The following is a 17820-nucleotide window of genomic DNA, read 5'->3' as shown; positions in this document are numbered from 1 at the left end:
CCACGCTCGGGGTACGAAACCCGGCTGCGTCACCCGTCGCGGGGACCCACCTCAGCGCATGGTCATTTCGCTGCGGCGAAGCCCTTCTCGAGGTCGGCGATGATGTCGGCGGAGTTCTCGATGCCGACGCTCAACCGCACGAGGCCGGGCGTCACGCCGGCGCCGCGGCGGTCCTCGTCGCTGCCCTGGGAGTGCGTCGTCGACGCAGGATGGATGGCGAGGGAACGGACGTCACCGATGTTCGCGACGTGCGAGTGCAGTTCGAGGGCGTCGACGAACTTCTTGCCCGCCTCGACGCCACCGGCGATCTCGAACGACAGCACGGCGCCGGAGCCGGCGGGCAGGTAGCGGTCGGCGAGTTCCTTGTAGGGGCTCGACGGGTCGGAGGCGTAGAACAACGTCTCGACCTGCGGCTGCGACTTCAGGAACTCGACGACCTTCTTCGCGTTCTCCACGTGTCGCTCCACACGCAGCGACAACGTCTCGAGGCCTTGCGCGATGAGGAACGCGTTGAACGGGGAGACGGCCGCGCCGAGGTCGCGCAGCAGTTCGACGCGCGCCTTGAGGATGAAGGCGAGGTTCGCGCCGAGCGGCGATCCGACGCCGAGGTCGCGGGCGAACGCGAGACCGTGGTAGCTCTCCGACGGCTCGTTGAACTGCGGGAACTTCGCCGGGTCGGCGGCGTAGTCGAACGTGCCGGCGTCGACGAGCACGCCGGCGATCGACGTCCCGTGCCCCCCGAGGTACTTCGTCGCGGAGTGGATGACGACGTCCGCGCCATGCTCGATCGGGCGCAGCAGGTACGGCGTCGCGACGGTGTTGTCGACGAACAGCGGCACCCCGGCGTCATGCGCGACGTCGGCGAGGCCGCGCACGTCGAGCACCTTCTGGTCGGGGTTGCTCAGCGTCTCGCCGAACAGCAGCTTCGTGTTGTCGCGGATGGCGCCGCGCCACTCGTCGAGATCGTTGATGTTGTCGATGAACGTCGTCTCGACGCCGAGTCGCTTGAGCGTGTACTTCAGCAGGTTGTACGTGCCGCCGTACAGCGCGGACGAGGCGACGATGTGGTCGCCGGCCTGAGCGACGTTGAGGATGGCGAACGTCGTCGCCGCCTGACCCGACGCGAGCAGCAACGCGCCGACGCCGCCCTCCAGCGCGGCGATGCGGTCTTCGACCGCCTGCGCCGTCGGGTTGCCGATGCGCGTGTAGATGGGGCCGAGATCCGACAGGCCGAAGCGGTTGGCCGCGGTCTCGGCGGAGTCGAAGACGAACGACGTCGTCTGGTAGATCGGCAGCGCCCGGGCGCCGGTGTCGCCGTCGACGTTCTGGCCGACGTGGATCTGCTTGGTCTCGAAGGCCCAGTTCTCGGAGCTCATGATGATGTCCCTCTTGAGGAGTGCGTGGACGCACGGGCGGCGCACCGTACGTGTGGTGCCCGAAGGGGAATCCCTCCGCGCTTGCCCGGACGCGCTCGGCGCCGGGCCAGGTCGTCACCCGGAGCACCCCGCCGCGGTGGGAGGGTTGCCGGCCAGCAAACCGGGGTTTGACGCTGGCGCTCGTGACCTGCGGCCACTCTAGGCCGGGTGGTGTCATCAGGCGGGAATGCTGTCTCACATTCCGGTCGCGGCCCCGTGCTGACGCGACGCGCCTACGGGCGACGACCCTCATGCCGTGCTTGACTGTTGCCATGACACCGACGATCGTCCGCGCGCGCCGCGAAGACGCGTTCGCCTGCGCGGCGCTGCGTCTGCAGATGGACCTCGAGGCGGGGGAGAGCAACCGCTCCGGCTTCATCACCGAGTATGCCGATCACTGGCTCGCGCACTACGACGATCTGCCGACGTGGCTCGCCTCGAGTGCTGACGGGACGGCTCTCGGCATGGTGCAGACGTCGCTCGTGCACCGGCCCCCGGCGCTGGCTCGGCCGGCGCAGCCGTCGCTCTACATCGCGGTCGTCTTCGTCACGCCGTCGGCGCGCGGCCAGGGCCTGGCCGAGCGGATGCTGCGGATCGTCGACGCCTGGGCCGACGCGCACGACGTCGCGCGAATGATGCTCAACGCCCGTCCGCGTGCCCGCAGGCTGTACGAACGGGCCGGCTTCGGCCCGCCGGACGAACGTCACATGCAGCGTGTGGCGCCGTTCGGCCTCGACGCCCGCCGCGATGCGGAGCGTGCGTCATGAGCGACGACGTCATCTGGGCGCTCGATCAGCGCGAGCGCTGCATCGCCTGCCCGTCCAAACCGGTCGCGAACGCCGTCGTCCTGCACCTCGGTGCTGACGGCGCCCTCGCGCGCGACGCTGTCGAGCAGTGGGCTCGTGACGGCGTCATGGCCGCCTCGGTCGCATGGCCGGGGGCGGCGGCCGGCCTCGATGACGACGACTGGCTCGACCTCGAGGACGCCGTCACGGGCCTCGCCGGGCTGGCGAGCATCGTCGCCGTCGTCGGTGACGGCGACGCGGCCGAGGTCGCGCGGACGTTGGCGGGCCGTGTCGGCGACGTCGCGCACGCGGGGGAAGCCGACCGAACCATTGTCCCGGCGCGTCTGCGCGAGATCGCGGCGGTCTGAGACCGCTCACCCGGGGTGCATGGTGCGCGCGAGCCCACCCGCGGCCGCTGCGTCGAGGCAGGCGGGGCTCTAGGATCGGGCCATGGTCGACGAGTTCAACACTGATTCGCAGGACGACATCCTCATCGAGCAAGCCGGCGCCTTCGCGGGCGAGGCCGACGGGTTCGGGCGGCTGTGGACGCCGCACCGCATGGCGTACATCGAGGGCGAGCGTCCGACAAAGGACGCCGGCCACGGCTGCCCGTTCTGCGCGTCGCCTAGGAAGACCGACGCCGACGGCCTCATCGTCCACCGTGGTGAGCACTGTTTCGTCGTGATGAACCTGTTCCCGTACAACCCGGGCCACCTGCTCGTGTGCCCGTACCGTCACGTCGCCTCGTACATCGACCTCACCGACGACGAGACCGAGGAGTTCATGAAGCTGACGAAGGCCGGGGTGCGTGCCCTCAAGGCCGCGTCGAACCCGGGCGGGTTCAACCTCGGGATGAACCAGGGTGACGTCGCAGGTGCCGGCGTCGCCGCGCACCTGCATCAGCACATCGTGCCGCGCTGGGGTGGCGACATGAACTTCATGCCGATCATCGGGCGCACCAAGGCGCTGCCGGTGCTGCTCGAGGACAGCCGTCAGCGCATCGTCGCGAACTGGCCGAACGACTGACACCGGGCACCACGGGCAGTGCGCTGCCTCGAACGGGTATATCGAACCGCTACAGTTGAACCACCATGCTCAACAAGTACGCGCGCGCGTTTTTCTCCGCCATCTTCCGGCCCATCGCCCAGCTCCTGCTGCGTCTCGGCATCAGCCCCGACGTCGTGACGATCGTGGGCACCGTCGGTGTCGCGTTCGGTGCACTGTGGTTCTATCCGCGCGGCGACTTCCTCGTCGGCACGTTGTTCATCACCGTCTTCGTCTTCTCGGACATGCTCGACGGCAACATGGCGCGCCTGTCGGGCCGCTCGTCGACGTGGGGTGCCTACCTCGACTCGACGCTCGACCGCGTCGGTGACGCCGCGATCTTCGGCGGCCTCGTCCTGTACTACGCGGGCAAGGGCGACAACTTCCTCATGGCGTGCCTCGCGCTCGCGTGCCTCGTGCTCGGCTCGGTCGTCTCCTACGCCAAGGCCCGGGCCGAGGGTCTCGGCATGCAGGCGAACGTCGGCATCGCCGAGCGCGCCGACCGTCTCGTCGCCGTGCTCGTCACGACCGGCCTCGTCGGCTGGTTCCTGCCCGAGATCGTGCTGACCGTCGTGCTCACGCTGCTCGCCGTCGCATCGTTCATCACGGTCGTGCAGCGCATGCTCATGGTGCGGAAGCAGGCCCTCGCCAAGCCGTTCGAGGGCTGAGCGCGTGGCCGCCGAGGGGTTGACGACGCGCGCCCGCGACGCCGTCACCGTCGCAGCGTTCAAGGGCGCCTGGTGGGGCGTGCGGGCGCTGCCCGAGCGCGCCGCCCACCGCCTCTTCGACGTCATCGCGGACGTCACGACGCGCCGCGGCGGCCCGAGCGTCGCGCGGATGCGCTCCAACTACGCGATCGCGCGCCCCGAACTCGACGACGCAGCCCTCGACGCGCTCGTCGCCGCCGGCGTGCGCTCGTACCTGCGCTACTGGTGCGAGGCGTTCCGACTGCCGTCGCTGACACGCGAGCAGATCGCCGAGAGGGTGACCACCTCGGGTGAACTCGAGGCGACCCGCAGCATGCTCGCCGATGGACGCAGCGTCGTCGCCTACCTCGGCCACCTCGGCAACTGGGATCTCGCGGGCGCCTGGTCGGCGACACAGCTCGCGCACGTGACGACGGTCGCCGAGCGACTCGAGCCCGACGCTCTCTTCCGCGCGTTCCTGCACTTCCGCGAAGAGCTGGGCATGACGATCATCCCGCTGACCAAGGGCGAGAACGTCCTCGGCCAGGTCGAGACGCTCGTGCGCGAACCGGGTGCGTTCGCGCCGCTGCTGTCGGATCGCGACCTCACGAGCCGCGGCGTCACGGTCGACCTGTGCGGCGAGCCGGCCCGCCTCGCTGCCGGCCCCGCCGTCATCGCCCGACGCACCGGTGCGGCACTCGTGCCGATCACGATCACCTACCGCCGGCGCGACGGCGGCAGCGGCTGGGGCATCGACATCCGCTTCCACCCGGCGGTCGACATCGCCCACACCGATGATGCCCGCGCCGACGTGCAGACCGCCGTCCAGGCGTGCGCCGACGCGCTCGGTGGCGCCATCCGCGAGCACACGCAGGACTGGCACATGATGCAGCGCGTGTTCGTCCGCGACCTCGACGCGCGCCGGGGCTGAGCGGTGCGGATCGGCCTCGTCAGCCCGTACTCGTTCGACGTGCCCGGCGGTGTGCAGCTGCACGTGCGCGACCTCGCGACGTACCTGCTCGCAGAAGGGCACGAGGTCAGCGTCCTCGCGCCGAGCGACGGTGACGACGCGGGTGCGCCGTACGTGACGAGTGCCGGGGGAGCGATGCCCATCCGCTACAACGGTTCCGTCGCGCGCCTGGCGTTCGGTCCGGTCGCGGCGAGCCGGACGGCGCGCTGGGTGGAGCGCGGCGACTTCGACGTCCTGCACGTCCACGAACCGATGACGCCGAGCGTGTCGCTGCTCGCGCTGCGCACGTACGACGGGCCGGTCGTCGCGACGTTCCACACCTCGATCGAGCGTTCGCGCGCGCTGCAGCTCGCCCAACCGTTCCTGCGCCCGGCGCTGGAGAAGATCACCGGGCGCATCGCCGTCTCGCGCGCCGCGCGGGACACCGTCGCGCGCCATCTCGGCGGTGACGCCGCGCTCGTGCCGAACGGCGTCTACGTCGACCGGTTCGCGACGGCTCGCCCCGAGGCGCGCTGGCAGGATGGGGGCGAGCGCCCGACGATCGCCTTTCTCGGACGCATGGGGGAGCCGCGCAAGGGCCTGCGCGTTCTGCTCGACGCCGTCCCGCTCATCGCCCGGGCGCACCCCGGGGTGCGCGTCCTCGTCGCGGGGCCGGGTGACGTCGACGCGGCGCGGCGGGAGGTGCCCGCCTCGGCTGAGGGTCACGTCGAGTTCCTCGGGCTGCTCAGCGACGCCGAGAAGGCGTCGTTGCTGGCGTCGTGCGACGCGTATGTCGCGCCCAACATCGGTGGCGAGAGCTTCGGGATCATCCTCATCGAGGCGATGAGCGCCGGCGCCCCCGTCGTCGCCAGCGATCTGGAGGCCTTCGCGCGCGTGCTCGACGACGGCCGCTGCGGCGTCCTCTTCGACACCGGCGACGCGGCGGCGCTGGCGCATGCGGTGACGGGGGTGCTCGCTGACCGCGGTGCGCGTGACGCCCTGTCCCGGGCCGGGAGAGAGCGCGCGCGGCTCTACGATTGGTCGGCCGTCGGGCAGCAGGTCATCTCCGCGTACGAGACGGTCCGCAGTTCGCATGCCGCGGCCGCCGCGGTGGCGGGACGCCGATCATGAGCGGCGTGTGGGCCGACGTCGCCGTCGTCGTCGCGCTGTTGCTCGCGCTCGCCTGGTATCTCAGCTACACCGCAGCGCGCCTCGACCGGCTGCACGCTCGCGTCGAGGGGTCGCTGGCCTCGCTCGACGCGCAGCTCGTGCGCCGCGCCGAGGCCGCGGCCGAGTACGCGCAGGCCACCGCTCTCGACCCGGCGAGCGCGCTGCTGCTCGCCTCGTCGGCGGCCGATTCGCTGCAGGCCGCCGACGGCGCCCTCATCACGGACGACGTGCAACAGGTCGGCGTACCCGTCGAGCGTGCGCAGGCCGAGACGGCGCTGACGCAGACGCTTGCGCTCGTCGTGGGTGACGCGTCGGCGACGGACGGCGCCGCGTCGCGGGCGGAAGCAGCTGGGCGCCGCCCGATCAGCACCGTGCCTGACGTCCCAGGCAGCGCGCCCGCGGAGGGTGACGACGGGGCCCGTCAGCGTCTCGCGGACGCATGCGATCGCGTCGAACTCGCCTACCGATTCCACAACGAGGCCGTACGCGACGTACGTCGCGTACGCGCCAAGGCGATCGTCCGGGCGTTGCACCTGGCTGGACGCACGCAGCTGCCGGAAGAAGTCACGTTTGCCACCCGCGTCCACGGCCTCGGTCGCACCGACGCGTGGCGCTGATTTCTGCCGGAGCAGCCGTGTTCGGGCTGGCGTCGTCGGCCCCATCATGCCGTGGCCGGTAGCTGCCATCGACGATCATCTGTCTCCTTCATGCCCGTCTCGGGGCTAGCGTGGGCTCTCGCGTCGCATCCGCGGCGCCCATCAGAAAGAGGGACGAACACATGAGCTCTGCAGGCTCCGAACAGAACACCGCCGTGGCGACCGACCGCGTCAAGCGCGGCATGGCCGACATGCTCAAGGGCGGCGTCATCATGGACGTCGTCACCCCCGAGCAGGCGAAGATCGCCGAGGACGCAGGAGCCGTCGCCGTCATGGCCCTCGAACGTGTGCCCGCGGACATCCGCGCGCAGGGCGGTGTCTCGCGCATGAGTGATCCCGACATGATCGACGGCATCATCGAGGCCGTGTCGATCCCCGTCATGGCGAAGGCGCGCATCGGGCACTTCGTCGAAGCGCAGGTGCTGCAGGCGCTCGGCGTCGACTACATCGACGAATCGGAGGTGCTCTCGCCCGCCGACTACGCCAACCACATCGACAAGTGGGCCTTCGACGTGCCGTTCGTGTGCGGCGCGACCAACCTCGGTGAGGCGCTGCGACGCATCAACGAGGGCGCCGCGATGATCCGCTCCAAGGGTGAAGCGGGCACCGGCGACGTGTCGAACGCGACGACGCACATGCGCAAGATCCGCGGCGAGATCCGCCGCTTGACGTCGATGGCCGAGGACGAACTCTACGTCGCGGCCAAGGAGATGCAGGCTCCCTACGCCCTCGTGCGTGAGGTCGCCGAGAAGGGCAAGCTGCCCGTCGTCCTGTTCACCGCAGGCGGCATCGCGACGCCCGCCGACGCAGCCATGATGATGCAGCTCGGCGCCGAAGGCGTCTTCGTCGGCTCCGGCATCTTCAAGAGCGGCAACCCCGCCCAACGCGCCGAAGCGATCGTCAAGGCCACCACCTTCTACGACGACCCCGACACCCTTGCCAAGGTCTCCCGCGGCCTCGGCGAAGCCATGGTCGGCCTCAACGTCGACGAGATCCCCGAACCCCACCGCCTGTCCGAACGGGGTTGGTGATAATTCCTCGGCTCGTCTTCCGGTTCGCCGTGTCCGGGGCTCGCAAGCTCGCCCCGGACAATTCTCATTCGGTGCGACAGCACGCGGGACAACGGCTCAGATCCTTCTTTGATCCGCTCGCGGATCAGAGAAGGATCTGAGCCCCCATCATCACCGTCCGTTCCTTGGGGAGGCGGAAGTAGTCGGCGGGGACGGCGGCGTTGTGGCTCATCGCCATGAACAGCAGTTTGCGGAGCTTGGACATGCCGGGGCGGCCTGCGTCGATGAGGCCGATCTCGGAGACGAAGTAGTAGGCGGTGTCGGGGTCGATGTCGACGCCTTGGTCGGCGGCGATGCGCAGGGCGGCGGGCACGTCCTGGTCGTCCTGGAAGCCGTAGCGCAGCGTCAGGTGCGTGATGCGGTCGTAGTCGTTGCCGAGGTGGTCCAGTACGACGGTGTCCTCCGGTGCGATGTGCGGCACGTTGGCGCTCTTCGTCGTCACGATGAAGACGTTCTCGTGGATGACGTGGTTGAAGTTGGCGTTCTCACGCATGGCGAGCGGCGTCGTCGTCCGGTCGGGGTGGAGGAACACGGCGGTGCCGGGGACCTCGCGCAGGTCACCGCAGCGGGCGGAGCGCACGAAGTCGTCGAGGGGGCCTTCGATGTCGTGGCGGCGGCGCGCGACGATGTCGCGGCCCTTCTGCCACGTCAGCATCGACAGGCCGATGCCGCAGGCGATGACGACGGGCAGCCAACCGCCGTGGAACAGTTTCGCGACGTTGGCGGTGAAGAAGATCCCCTCGAACAGGTAGAGGAAGAAGCCGAGGACGACGAGGCGCCACTTGGGCCACTTGAGCGTGCTCTGCGCGTAGACGAGGAACAGTGTCGTCGTCATGAGGAACGTGCCCGTCACGGCGAGGCCGTAGGCGACGGCGAGTTTCTCGGAGCTGCGGAACGCGAGCAGCAGCGTTATGACGCCGATGAACAGCACCCAGTTGACGCCGGGGATGTAGATCTGGCCCTCTTCCTCCTCGCCGGTGTGACGCACCGTCATGCGCGGCAGGTAGCCGGAGCGCTCCGCTTGGCGGGCGACGGAGAACGCGCCGGAGATGACGGCCTGCGAGGCGATGACGGTGGCCGCGGTCGCGAGGATGACGAGGGGGAGCTTGGCCCATTCGGGGGCGAGCAGGAAGAACGGGTTGGAGATGTTCTTCGGGTCGCTGAGGATGAGCGAGCCCTGCCCCATGTAGTTGAGGATGAGGGCGGGGAAGACGAGCACGAACCAGGCGCGCGTGATCGGCGCGCGACCGAAGTGGCCCATGTCGGCGTACAGTGCCTCGGCGCCCGTCACGCACAGGACGATCGAGCCGGCCGCGACGAACGCGATGAAGGGGTGGCCGATGACGAAGCTGCCCGCGTACGTCGGCAGCAGTGCTCGGAAGATCTCCGGGTCGCGGACGATCTGGTTGACGCCGAGCGCGGCGAGGGTGACGAACCAGACGATCATGACGGGGCCGAAGAACTTGCCGACGGCGTCCGTGCCCTTCTGCTGGATGAAGAACAGCGCTGTGATGACGATCGCGCCGATGGGGACGACGTACTCGGTGAGCCCTTCATGCACCGTCTCGAGACCTTCGATGGCCGACATGACGGAGATCGCCGGCGTGATGACGCTGTCGCCGAAGAACAGGGACGCGCCGATGACACCGAGGATCATGACGATGCCCCAGCGTTTGCCGCCCTTGGGCACGCCCTGTCGCACGAGCGCGGCGAGCGCCATGATGCCGCCCTCGCCGTCGTTGTCGGCGCGCAGGACGAACAGGACGTACTTGATCGTCACGATGATGGTGAGTGCCCAGAACATCCAGGAGATGACGCCGTAGATGTCGCTCTCGTTGGCGACGACGGCGTTGTGGTCGACGTTGAAGACGCTCTGCACCGAGTACAGCGGACTGGTGCCGATATCACCGAAGACGACGCCCAGGGCGCCGAGCATGAGCGCGGCCATGCCCTTCTTGGCATGGCCGCCGGGGTTCGACTCGGGGGTGGACGCGCCCTCGCTCGTCACGCTCGCTTCAGTACTCACCCGGAAAGTATGGGGCCACCGCCCCTGCGCGCGCCACACGGGTAGCAGATACGCCTGTGTCATAGGGTCGCGGGCATGGAATCAACGCCACGGACCGTCATCGGGGTGCTCGCGGTGCAGGGCGACGTCGTCGAGCACGTCCGCATGCTGGAGGACGTCGGCGCGCATGCCGTGCGCGTTCGTCGTGCCGCGGATCTTGCGAACGTCGACGCACTCGTCATCCCCGGCGGGGAGTCGACGGTCATGATGCGCCTCATCGCTCAGGGAGACCTCCTCGAACCGCTGCGCGAACGCATCGCCGCGGGGATGCCGGCCTACGGCTCGTGCGCCGGCATGATCCTGCTCGCCGATCGGATCCTCGACGGGACGGCGGGTCAGCAGACGCTCGGCGGGCTCGACGTCACGGTGCGGCGCAACGCGTTCGGTCGTCAGGTCGCCTCGTTCGAGGCGGACGTCACCGTCGACGGCGTGGACGGCGGCCCGGTGCGGGCGGTGTTCATCCGCGCGCCCTGGGTCGAGGAGGTCGGCGCCGGCGTCGAGGTGCTCTCCAGCGTCGCGCTGCCGACGGGCGGTGAGGCCGTCGTCGCCGTGCGTCAGGGCAATCTGCTCGCCACGTCGTTCCACCCGGAGGTGACGAACGACGCGCGCGTCCACGCCCTGTTCGTGCGCATGGTCGAGCACGCTCGCGGATGACGACTGGGGCCGCGGCTCGCGACGGCGCTAGACTGGCCCGCGATCCGAGCGAGCGCGCCCATCTGCCGTCGCGTTCGCCCCGCGCCCCGCATCGGGCGTGTTCGAGCACGGCAGCACGAGCATCCGAGAGGCAGACATGAGCGGTCACTCCAAGTGGGCGACGACGAAGCACAAGAAGGCTGCGATCGACGCCAAGCGCGGCAAGCTGTTCGCGAAGCTGATCAAGAACATCGAGGTCGCGGCCCGCTCCGGCGGCGGTGACCCGACGGGCAACCCGACGCTGTACGACGCCATCCAGAAGGCGAAGAAGTCGTCGGTGCCCAACGACAACATCGACCGCGCCGTCAAGCGCGGCTCCGGCGCCGAGGCCGGTGGCGCCGAGTACCAGGCCCTCACGTACGAGGGCTACGCGCCCGGTGGCGTCGCGCTGCTCATCGAGTGCCTGACGGACAACAAGAACCGCGCCGTCGCCGAGGTCCGCACCGCGTTGCAGAAGAACGGTGGCTCGATGGCGGACTCCGGTTCGGTCGCCTACCTGTTCAACCGCAAGGGCATCGTCATCGTCCCGAAGGCGCAGGGCGACAAGCCCGACACGACGGAGGACGCGCTGCTCGAGATCGTGCTCGAAGCGGGCGCGGAGGATGTCAACGACCTCGGCGAATCTTTCGAGATCGTGTCCGAGGCGGGTGACTTCGTCGGCGTGCGTGAGGCGCTGCAGGCCGCCGGCATCGACTACGACTCGGCCGAGGCGTCGTTCGTGCCGTCGATGGAGGTGCCGCTCGACAAGGACGGCGCGAAGAAGATGTTCCGCGTCATCGAGGCCCTCGAGGACTCGGACGACGTGCAGAACGTCTTTGCCAACGGCCAGGTCTCTGATGAGGTTCTCGCCGAACTGGACGCCGAGGACTGATCCCGGTCGTTCCGTGAGTGATCGACGGGCGGGGCCCCGCGGGGCACGGCCGTCGCGTGCATCGGGTACGGTGGATGCGAACAAGTGTTCTATCGGGTGCGTCGTTCGCACCCGTCGAGGCCGGAGGTGTGACGTGCGGGTGCTCGCTGTCGACCCCGGTCTGACGCGCTGCGGCGTGGGCGTCGTCGCGACGGGCCAGGGCTCGACGTTGCAGATCGTGACGGTGGGGGTCATCCGTACCTCGGCAGACCTGCCGTTGCACGAACGCCTCCACGAGTTGCGCGTCGAACTGGACGCCGTGTTCGAGCGCACCCACCCCGATGCGGTCGCCGTCGAGCGGATGTTCGCGCGCCACGACGTCTCGACGATCATGGGCACCGCGCAGGCGTCGGCCGTCCCGATGCTCGCCGCGGCTGAACGCGGCCTGCCGCTCGGGCTGCACACGCCCTCGGAGGTCAAGGCGGCGGTGACGGGTAACGGGCGCGCCGACAAGGCGCAGGTGACGACGATGGTGACGCGCATCCTCGGCCTCGAGGCCGCTCCCAGACCGGCCGACGCCGCCGACGCGCTCGCCCTCGCCATCTGTCATCACTGGCGCGGTGGCGGGTTGGCGCGCCGGGGTGCGAGCGCTGACGGAGCGTCGGCAGCGCCGGCCGCCGTCGCGTACCGGCAGGCTGCGGCTGCCGCGGCGCGACGTTCCCGCTCGGCGAGCAAGACATACCGTGACGCCCTCGGTGCCGCGTCCCAGAGCGCGCCTGCCACTCGACCCGCCAACAGGGGAGTTCGCCCATGATCGCCAGCCTCACCGGTGAGGTGCTCACCGCCCGTCTCGACAGTGTCGTCGTCGAGGTCGGTGGCGTGGGTCTGCTCGTCCACACGACGCCGGCAACCGCCGCCGCGGCACGCCCGGGGGAGTCGATGCGCCTCGCGACGTCCCTGGTCGTGCGTGAGGATTCGCTGACACTCTTCGGCTTCGCCGACGACGACGAACGGGCCCTGTTCGAGCAGGTCCAGACGGTCAGTGGCGTGGGGCCGCGTCTCGCCCTCGCGATGCTCGCCGTGCACCCGCCGCAGCAGCTCGCCACCGCGATCGCGGGCGGCGACGTCAGGGCGCTGACGAAGGTGCCCGGCATCGGCAAGAAGGGTGCCGAGCGCATCGTCCTCGAACTGCGGGACAAGGTCGTCTCCGTCAGTGGTGGCGGCGGGGAGGCGGCGCCCCAGGCCGTCGTCCCGGCCACTGCGGGTGACGACCAGGTCGCCGAGGCGCTCATCGGGCTCGGCTGGAGCGCCAAACAGGCCGAGGACGCCGTCGCCAAGGTGGCTGCCCGTCCTGAGGCCGAGGGCGCGAACACGCCCACCGTGCTCCGGCTGGCGCTGCGCGAGCTGGGCCGATGAGCCCGTCCCACTTCGAGGACCACAGCGCCGACGTCTCGCCGCGCCTCGTCGACCCCAACGGCACCGAGGACGAGCAGCAGCTCGAAGCGGCCCTGCGGCCGAAGAAGCTGGCCGATTTCCCCGGGCAGCCACGCGTGCGCGAGCAGTTGAGCCTCGTCATCGAGGCGGCACGGCGCCGAGCGACGCCGCCCGACCACATCCTGTTCTCCGGCCCGCCCGGCCTGGGCAAGACGTCGCTCGCGATGATCGTCGCGAGTGAGCTCGAGGCGCCCATCCGCATCACGAGCGGCCCTGCCATCCAGCACGCCGGTGACCTGGCCGCCATCCTGAGCTCGCTCAACGAGGGGGAGGTGCTCTTCCTCGACGAGATCCACCGCATGGCCCGCCCCGCGGAGGAGATGCTCTACCTCGCGATGGAGGACTTCCGGGTCGACGTCATCGTCGGCAAGGGCCCAGGGGCCACCGCGATCCCCCTCGAGCTGCCGCGCTTCACCGTCGTCGGTGCGACGACGCGCGCCGGTCTGCTGCCGGCGCCACTGCGCGACCGCTTCGGCTTCACCGGCCATCTCGACTACTACGACGCGGCCGACCTCGCCGACATCCTCGCCCGCAACGCCGACCTGCTCGGCGTACCCGCGACACGTGAGGGCATCACCGAGATCGCCGGCCGCTCCCGCGGCACGCCGCGCATCGCCAACCGGCTGCTGCGCCGGGTGCGTGACTACGCGCAGGTGCACGGGCGCCACGTCGTCGACCTGACGTCCGCGCGTGCCGCGCTCGAGCTGTTCGACGTCGACGACGACGGCCTCGATCGCCTCGACCGCGCGGTGCTCGAAGCCCTGTGCCGACGCTTCGGGGGTGGGCCGGTCGGGCTGTCGACGTTGGCCGTCGCCGTCGGTGAAGAACCCGACACGGTCGAGACGGTGGCCGAGCCGTATCTCGTGCGCGAGGGCTACATGATCCGCACGCCGCGTGGGCGTGCCGCGTCACCGCGGGCGTGGACGCACCTCGGGCTGCGCCCGCCGGACGGGCACTTCACCGAGACATTTCAGCGCGACACCGACGACGGGGGCGGACGTTTCACCGGGTAGGGTGGTGCGGCCACCGCTCGAGTCCGCGCACCGCGCACCGGTGAGAGCGCGCGAGGCGCTTCGAGACCTGACGTGAGGACCCACATGCCGTACCTGGTCGCCGAGTCGCAGGCGGGAAGCTCGGGCTTCCCGATCCTGCTCGTGCTGCTGCCCTTCCTCCTGCTCGCGCTGATGTTCTTCACGCAGCGTCGGCGCTCCCAGGCGACGATGCGCGCGCAGGCCGCGCTTCGCGTCGGTGACGAGGTGCGCACGACGAGTGGGCTGTTCGGCACGCTGCGCGAACTCGACGACGTCAGTGGACACCTCGAGATCGCCCCCGGCACCGTGGTGAGGTTCGATCGTCGGGCCCTGCTGCCCGCAGCCCCCGACGAGATGGAGAAGGGTCGATGAGCACGCCCGCAGGCGCCGAGCGCGCCGACGAGAACCGTTATGCGGTCGATTCGAACCGCCCCGCGGCGCGCAAGAAGCCGAAGCACACCAACCCCAAGCGTGGCTTGGCCGTGCTTCTCGCCCTGTTCCTCGTCCTCGTCGGTGGCATCGCTGCGACGGGACATTGGACACCGAAGCTGGGGCTCGACCTCGAAGGTGGGCGCACCGTCGTCCTCGAACCGGTCGTCACAGGCGGCAAGAGCGTCAACTCGAGCCAGGTCAAGCAAGCCGTCGACATCATCCGCAACCGCGTCGACGCCACCGGCACGTCCGAGGCGGAGGTGACGACGCTGGGGGAGAAGGACATCGTCGTCTCCATCCCCGGAAACCCCAGCCAGCAGGTGCTCGACTCGCTCTCGCGCAGCTCGCAGCTCAACTTCCGCGCAGTCATCGCCGCCGCGCAGGGCAGCACGACGGGTACCTCGCCGTATCGCCTGCCCGAGGTCGTCAACCCCTCGAACGCCGCCAAGAACGGCGCCCCCGGCTCGGCGTCCGCGTCACCGTCTTCATCGGCCTCCGCTTCGGGTTCTGCGTCGAGCTCGGCCTCGTCGTCACCGTCGTCCAGTTCGAAGGACCGACTGCCGGCCGCATTCAAGACCGCCGGCCCGGCCAACGCGAGCGACCCGGCGTGGGGAAACGAGAAGGTCGACTCGGTCTGGGTCAAGGCCGGTATCGCGACCCCGTCGACGACGTACAACCAGCTGCTGCAGCTCTACGCCTGCACCCCGGCCTACCAGGAGGTGGCCGCGGCCGCCCCTGACAACAAGCCGACCGTCATGTGCGCGAAGGAGGGCAACGAGAAGCTGCTCCTCGGCCCGGTCGAGATCAAGGGTTCGCAGCTGACGGACGCGAGCAGCGGCCTCGACACGAACCAGCAGGGCAACCAGACCGGCGAGGTCGCGGTCAACCTGTCGCTCAACGGCTCGGGCAAGACGGCCCTGGCGAACGTGACGCGTCGCGTCGCCCCGCTCGAGCAGCCGCGCAACCGCTTCGCCATCGTCGTCGACGGTCAGTCGATCTCGGCGCCGGCCGTGCAGGCCCCGCTGACGGACGGTCAGGCGAAGATCACCGGTGGCTTCACCGAGTCGAGCGGCAAGCTGCTCGCAGACTCGCTGAAGTTCGGTGCGCTGCCGATGTCCTTCAAGGAACTCACCTCCGACCAGGTCAGCCCCCAGCTCGGCTCCGACCAGCTGACGAAGGGTCTCATCGCGGGAGCCATCGGCTTCGGCCTCGTCGTGCTGTACTCGCTCATCCAGTACCGCGCGCTCGGCCTCGTCACCGTCGCGAGCCTGCTCGTCGCCGCGGCGATGACCTACCTCGCCGTCACGCTGCTCGGCTCGCTCAACAACTTCCGCCTGTCGATGGCGGGTGTCACCGGCCTCATCGTCGCCATCGGCATCACGGCCGACTCGTTCATCGTGTACTTCGAACGCGTCAGAGACGAAGTGCGCGCCGGACGGCCATTGCGGGCCGCCGTCGAGACGGGATGGACGCGCGCGAAGCGCACCATCATCATCTCGGACGCGGTGAACTTCCTCGCCGCCGCCGTGCTCTACGTGCTGTCGGAGAGCACCGTCAAGGCGTTCGCGTTCACCCTCGGTCTCACGACGATCATCGACATCGTCGTCGTCATGTTCTTCACCCACCCGGTGCTGGCCCTGCTCGCCCGCACGAAGTTCTTCGGTGGCGGCCACCCCGCCTCCGGTCTCGACCCCGCGCGTCTGGGCGCCCGTCAGGCCGCATACGCGGGCCGCGGTCGCGTGACGATCGCCGACCGCCGCCGCGCCGCCGCACAGGAGGAGACAGCCTGATGGCCAGCCTCGCAACATTCGGCAACGACCTGTTCACCGGTCGTCGCCAGATCGACTTCATCGGCAAGCGCAAGCGCTGGTACGCCCTGACGGCGCTGCTGCTCGCGCTCGCCGCCGTCGGTCTGTTCGGTCGGGGGCTCAACTTCGGCCTCGAGTTCACCGGTGGTTCCGAACTGCGCGTGCCCGGCGTCTCGAGCACGCACGACTACGACACGCGCGCCGAGAAGGCCGTCCAGTCGGCGACCGGCTCGAACGCCGACATCGTCGTGACCAAGCTCGGCTCCGACACGATCCGCGTGCAGAGCGAGAAGCTCGGCAACGGCACCGCCGACGCGACGGACGCCGTCAAGACGTCCCTCGCCAAGGAGTTCGGCGTGTCGCCGAGCAACGTCACGTCCTCGTTCATCGGCCCCTCGTGGGGTGAGACGGTGACGCACAAGGCGATCGTCGCGCTGTTCGTCTTCCTCGCGTTCGTCTCCGTCCTGCTCGCGCTGTACTTCCGCACCTGGACGATGGCCGCCGCCGCGCTCATCGCATTGCTGCACGACCTGTTCTTCACGGTCGGCATCTACGCCCTCACCGGGCTCGAGGTGACGCCGGCGACGATGATCGGCTTCCTCACGATCCTCGGCTACTCGATCTACGACACCGTCGTCGTGTTCGACAAGGTGCGCGAGAACACGAGCGAGGCGTTCGCGACCGGCCGCCGCAGCTTCGACCAGGCCGCGAACTACGCGGTCAACCAGACGCTCGTGCGCTCGATCAACACCTCCGTCGTGGCGTTGCTGCCGATCTCGGCCATCCTCGTCGTCGGCGCGCTGTTCATCGGCCCGAGCACGCTACTCGACATCGCCGTCGCCCTGTTCATCGGTATCGCCGTGGGCACCTTCTCGTCGATCTTCATCGCGACGCCGGCCCTGACGGACCTGCGCCGCCGCGAGAAGGGCGTCCAGGAGCTCGCGCGTCGAGCCGGGAGCTACCAGTCGCGTGCCACGACCGACGACGAGCACGCCACCGCGGCGTCCGCCTCGGGCGTCGTGACGGCGCCGGCCCCTTCCCAGGGCGGTGGCGCGTCGCAGACGGCGCGCACGCGCGGCATCCACCCCGCTGCCAAGCGTGACGACTGAGGCCGCCGCGATGATCGAGCAGCGCATCGCCGACGTCGTCGCCCGCCACACGCGTGACATCGCCGACTTCCCGAGCCCCGGTGTCGTCTTCAAGGATCTGACGCCCCTGTTCGCCGACCCGGCGGCGTTCGGACAGGTGCTCGACCTGCTGGCCCAGCGTCATGACGGCGTCGACGTCGTCGCGGGCGTCGAGGCGCGCGGGTTCATCATCGGCGCGCCGCTGGCGCAGCGCATGGGCGTCGGGTTCGTGCCGATCCGCAAGAAGGGCAAGCTGCCCGGTGACGTCGTCTCCGCCTCCTATGACCTCGAGTATGGCTCGGCGACGATCGAGGTGCAGACGGACGCGGTGACGCCGGGTGCGAACGTCCTCGTCGTCGACGACGTGCTCGCGACCGGGGGCACGGCCGTGGCTGCCTGCGAGCTGATCGAGAAGGTCGGCGGGCGTGTGGCGTGCCTCGACGTGCTCGTCGAACTGGCCTTCCTGCCCGGCCGCGAACGGCTTGATCGGTGGGAGCTCCACACGGGCCTCGTCGTCAACTGACGCCAGGGGCACTACGATCGGC

19 protein-coding genes and 1 riboswitch are annotated in these 17820 nt (G+C 69.8%); of the genes, 17 read left to right on the top strand and 2 right to left on the bottom strand.

All coding sequences use genetic code 11. From position 1 onward, the window contains the following. Window positions 1-62 precede the first annotated feature (62 nt). Window positions 63-1376 (bottom strand): bifunctional o-acetylhomoserine/o-acetylserine sulfhydrylase, encoded by a 1314-nt coding sequence (locus tag AC1RS9_RS03020; protein WP_144707687.1) that lies wholly within the window; start codon window positions 1374-1376, stop codon window positions 63-65. A gap of 72 nt (window positions 1377-1448) precedes the next feature. Further along, window positions 1449-1564, bottom strand: a riboswitch (SAM riboswitch). Between the two features lie 123 nt (window positions 1565-1687). Between AC1RS9_RS03020 and AC1RS9_RS03015 the strand changes: the two genes are divergently transcribed. The 8 genes from AC1RS9_RS03015 (at window position 1688) to pdxS (ending at window position 7736) form a co-directional block, all read left to right on the top strand. Further along, window positions 1688-2182 (top strand): GNAT family N-acetyltransferase, encoded by a 495-nt coding sequence (locus AC1RS9_RS03015; RefSeq protein ID WP_006944541.1) that lies wholly within the window; start codon window positions 1688-1690, stop codon window positions 2180-2182. Next, complete coding sequence (locus AC1RS9_RS03010; RefSeq protein WP_038567939.1) at window positions 2179-2568, top strand: hypothetical protein; 390 nt, start codon at window positions 2179-2181, stop codon at window positions 2566-2568. The genes AC1RS9_RS03015 and AC1RS9_RS03010 overlap by 4 nt, the downstream gene beginning before the upstream one ends. A gap of 82 nt (window positions 2569-2650) precedes the next feature. Next, window positions 2651-3226 carry an HIT family protein gene (locus tag AC1RS9_RS03005; protein WP_074039222.1) on the top strand — a complete coding sequence of 192 codons (576 nt, stop codon included), beginning with the start codon at window positions 2651-2653 and terminating at the stop codon, window positions 3224-3226. 65 nt (window positions 3227-3291) lie between these two features. Then, entirely contained in the window at window positions 3292-3912 is a 621-nt protein-coding gene (gene pgsA / locus AC1RS9_RS03000) for a phosphatidylinositol phosphate synthase (RefSeq protein WP_062257612.1), read from the top strand. Window positions 3913-3916: 4 nt separating this feature from the next. After that, a complete protein-coding gene (locus tag AC1RS9_RS02995) occupies window positions 3917-4861 on the top strand; it encodes a phosphatidylinositol mannoside acyltransferase (protein ID WP_062257616.1) in 945 nt (314 codons plus the stop codon). A gap of 3 nt (window positions 4862-4864) precedes the next feature. Beyond that, the gene (locus AC1RS9_RS02990) at window positions 4865-6010 is read left to right on the top strand and encodes a glycosyltransferase family 4 protein (protein ID WP_062257618.1); all 1146 of its coding nucleotides are present in this window, start codon (window positions 4865-4867) and stop codon (window positions 6008-6010) included. Next, window positions 6007-6666: a hypothetical protein gene (locus tag AC1RS9_RS02985; RefSeq protein WP_062257619.1), complete on the top strand. Its 660-nt coding sequence runs from the start codon at window positions 6007-6009 to the stop codon at window positions 6664-6666. The genes AC1RS9_RS02990 and AC1RS9_RS02985 overlap by 4 nt, the downstream gene beginning before the upstream one ends. A 161-nt stretch (window positions 6667-6827) precedes the next feature. Next, entirely contained in the window at window positions 6828-7736 is a 909-nt protein-coding gene (pdxS, locus tag AC1RS9_RS02980) for a pyridoxal 5'-phosphate synthase lyase subunit PdxS (protein ID WP_006946845.1), read from the top strand. 124 nt (window positions 7737-7860) lie between these two features. On the opposite strand, the gene AC1RS9_RS02975 is transcribed toward pdxS, so the two are convergent. Beyond that, window positions 7861-9801 (bottom strand): potassium transporter Kup, encoded by a 1941-nt coding sequence (locus AC1RS9_RS02975; RefSeq protein ID WP_231729487.1) that lies wholly within the window; start codon window positions 9799-9801, stop codon window positions 7861-7863. Between the two features lie 75 nt (window positions 9802-9876). On the opposite strand from AC1RS9_RS02975, the gene pdxT reads away from it, so the two are divergent. The 9 genes from pdxT to AC1RS9_RS02930 all read left to right on the top strand — a co-directional run bounded on the left by pdxT (window position 9877) and on the right by AC1RS9_RS02930 (window position 17798). After that, window positions 9877-10494, top strand: coding sequence for a pyridoxal 5'-phosphate synthase glutaminase subunit PdxT (gene pdxT / locus AC1RS9_RS02970; protein WP_006946839.1), 618 nt, complete (start codon window positions 9877-9879; stop codon window positions 10492-10494). Window positions 10495-10630: 136 nt separating this feature from the next. After that, entirely contained in the window at window positions 10631-11404 is a 774-nt protein-coding gene (locus AC1RS9_RS02965; protein WP_038570805.1) for a YebC/PmpR family DNA-binding transcriptional regulator, read from the top strand. Window positions 11405-11537: 133 nt separating this feature from the next. Further along, entirely contained in the window at window positions 11538-12197 is a 660-nt protein-coding gene (ruvC, locus tag AC1RS9_RS02960; RefSeq protein ID WP_074045387.1) for a crossover junction endodeoxyribonuclease RuvC, read from the top strand. Continuing rightward, window positions 12194-12799 (top strand): Holliday junction branch migration protein RuvA, encoded by a 606-nt coding sequence (gene ruvA, locus AC1RS9_RS02955; protein WP_074045386.1) that lies wholly within the window; start codon window positions 12194-12196, stop codon window positions 12797-12799. The genes ruvC and ruvA overlap by 4 nt, the downstream gene beginning before the upstream one ends. Continuing rightward, window positions 12796-13890 (top strand): Holliday junction branch migration DNA helicase RuvB, encoded by a 1095-nt coding sequence (gene ruvB, locus AC1RS9_RS02950; protein WP_006944831.1) that lies wholly within the window; start codon window positions 12796-12798, stop codon window positions 13888-13890. The genes ruvA and ruvB overlap by 4 nt, the downstream gene beginning before the upstream one ends. 84 nt (window positions 13891-13974) lie before the next feature. After that, the gene (locus AC1RS9_RS02945) at window positions 13975-14280 is read left to right on the top strand and encodes a preprotein translocase subunit YajC (RefSeq protein WP_006944834.1); all 306 of its coding nucleotides are present in this window, start codon (window positions 13975-13977) and stop codon (window positions 14278-14280) included. Then, a complete protein-coding gene (secD, locus tag AC1RS9_RS02940) occupies window positions 14277-16130 on the top strand; it encodes a protein translocase subunit SecD (RefSeq protein WP_492920456.1) in 1854 nt (617 codons plus the stop codon). Before AC1RS9_RS02945 ends, secD begins: the two co-directional genes overlap by 4 nt. Then, the gene (gene secF / locus AC1RS9_RS02935; protein ID WP_006944836.1) at window positions 16130-17257 is read left to right on the top strand and encodes a protein translocase subunit SecF; all 1128 of its coding nucleotides are present in this window, start codon (window positions 16130-16132) and stop codon (window positions 17255-17257) included. The genes secD and secF overlap by 1 nt, the downstream gene beginning before the upstream one ends. A gap of 10 nt (window positions 17258-17267) precedes the next feature. Then, window positions 17268-17798: an adenine phosphoribosyltransferase gene (locus AC1RS9_RS02930; protein WP_165583670.1), complete on the top strand. Its 531-nt coding sequence runs from the start codon at window positions 17268-17270 to the stop codon at window positions 17796-17798. The last annotated feature ends 22 nt before the right edge of the window (window positions 17799-17820 follow it).

It is taken from the genome of Dermacoccus sp. MPR-E5, assembly GCF_058809565.1.
Note: the sequence above shows the minus strand (reverse complement) of the source record. Positions and strands in the feature narration are given on the sequence as shown.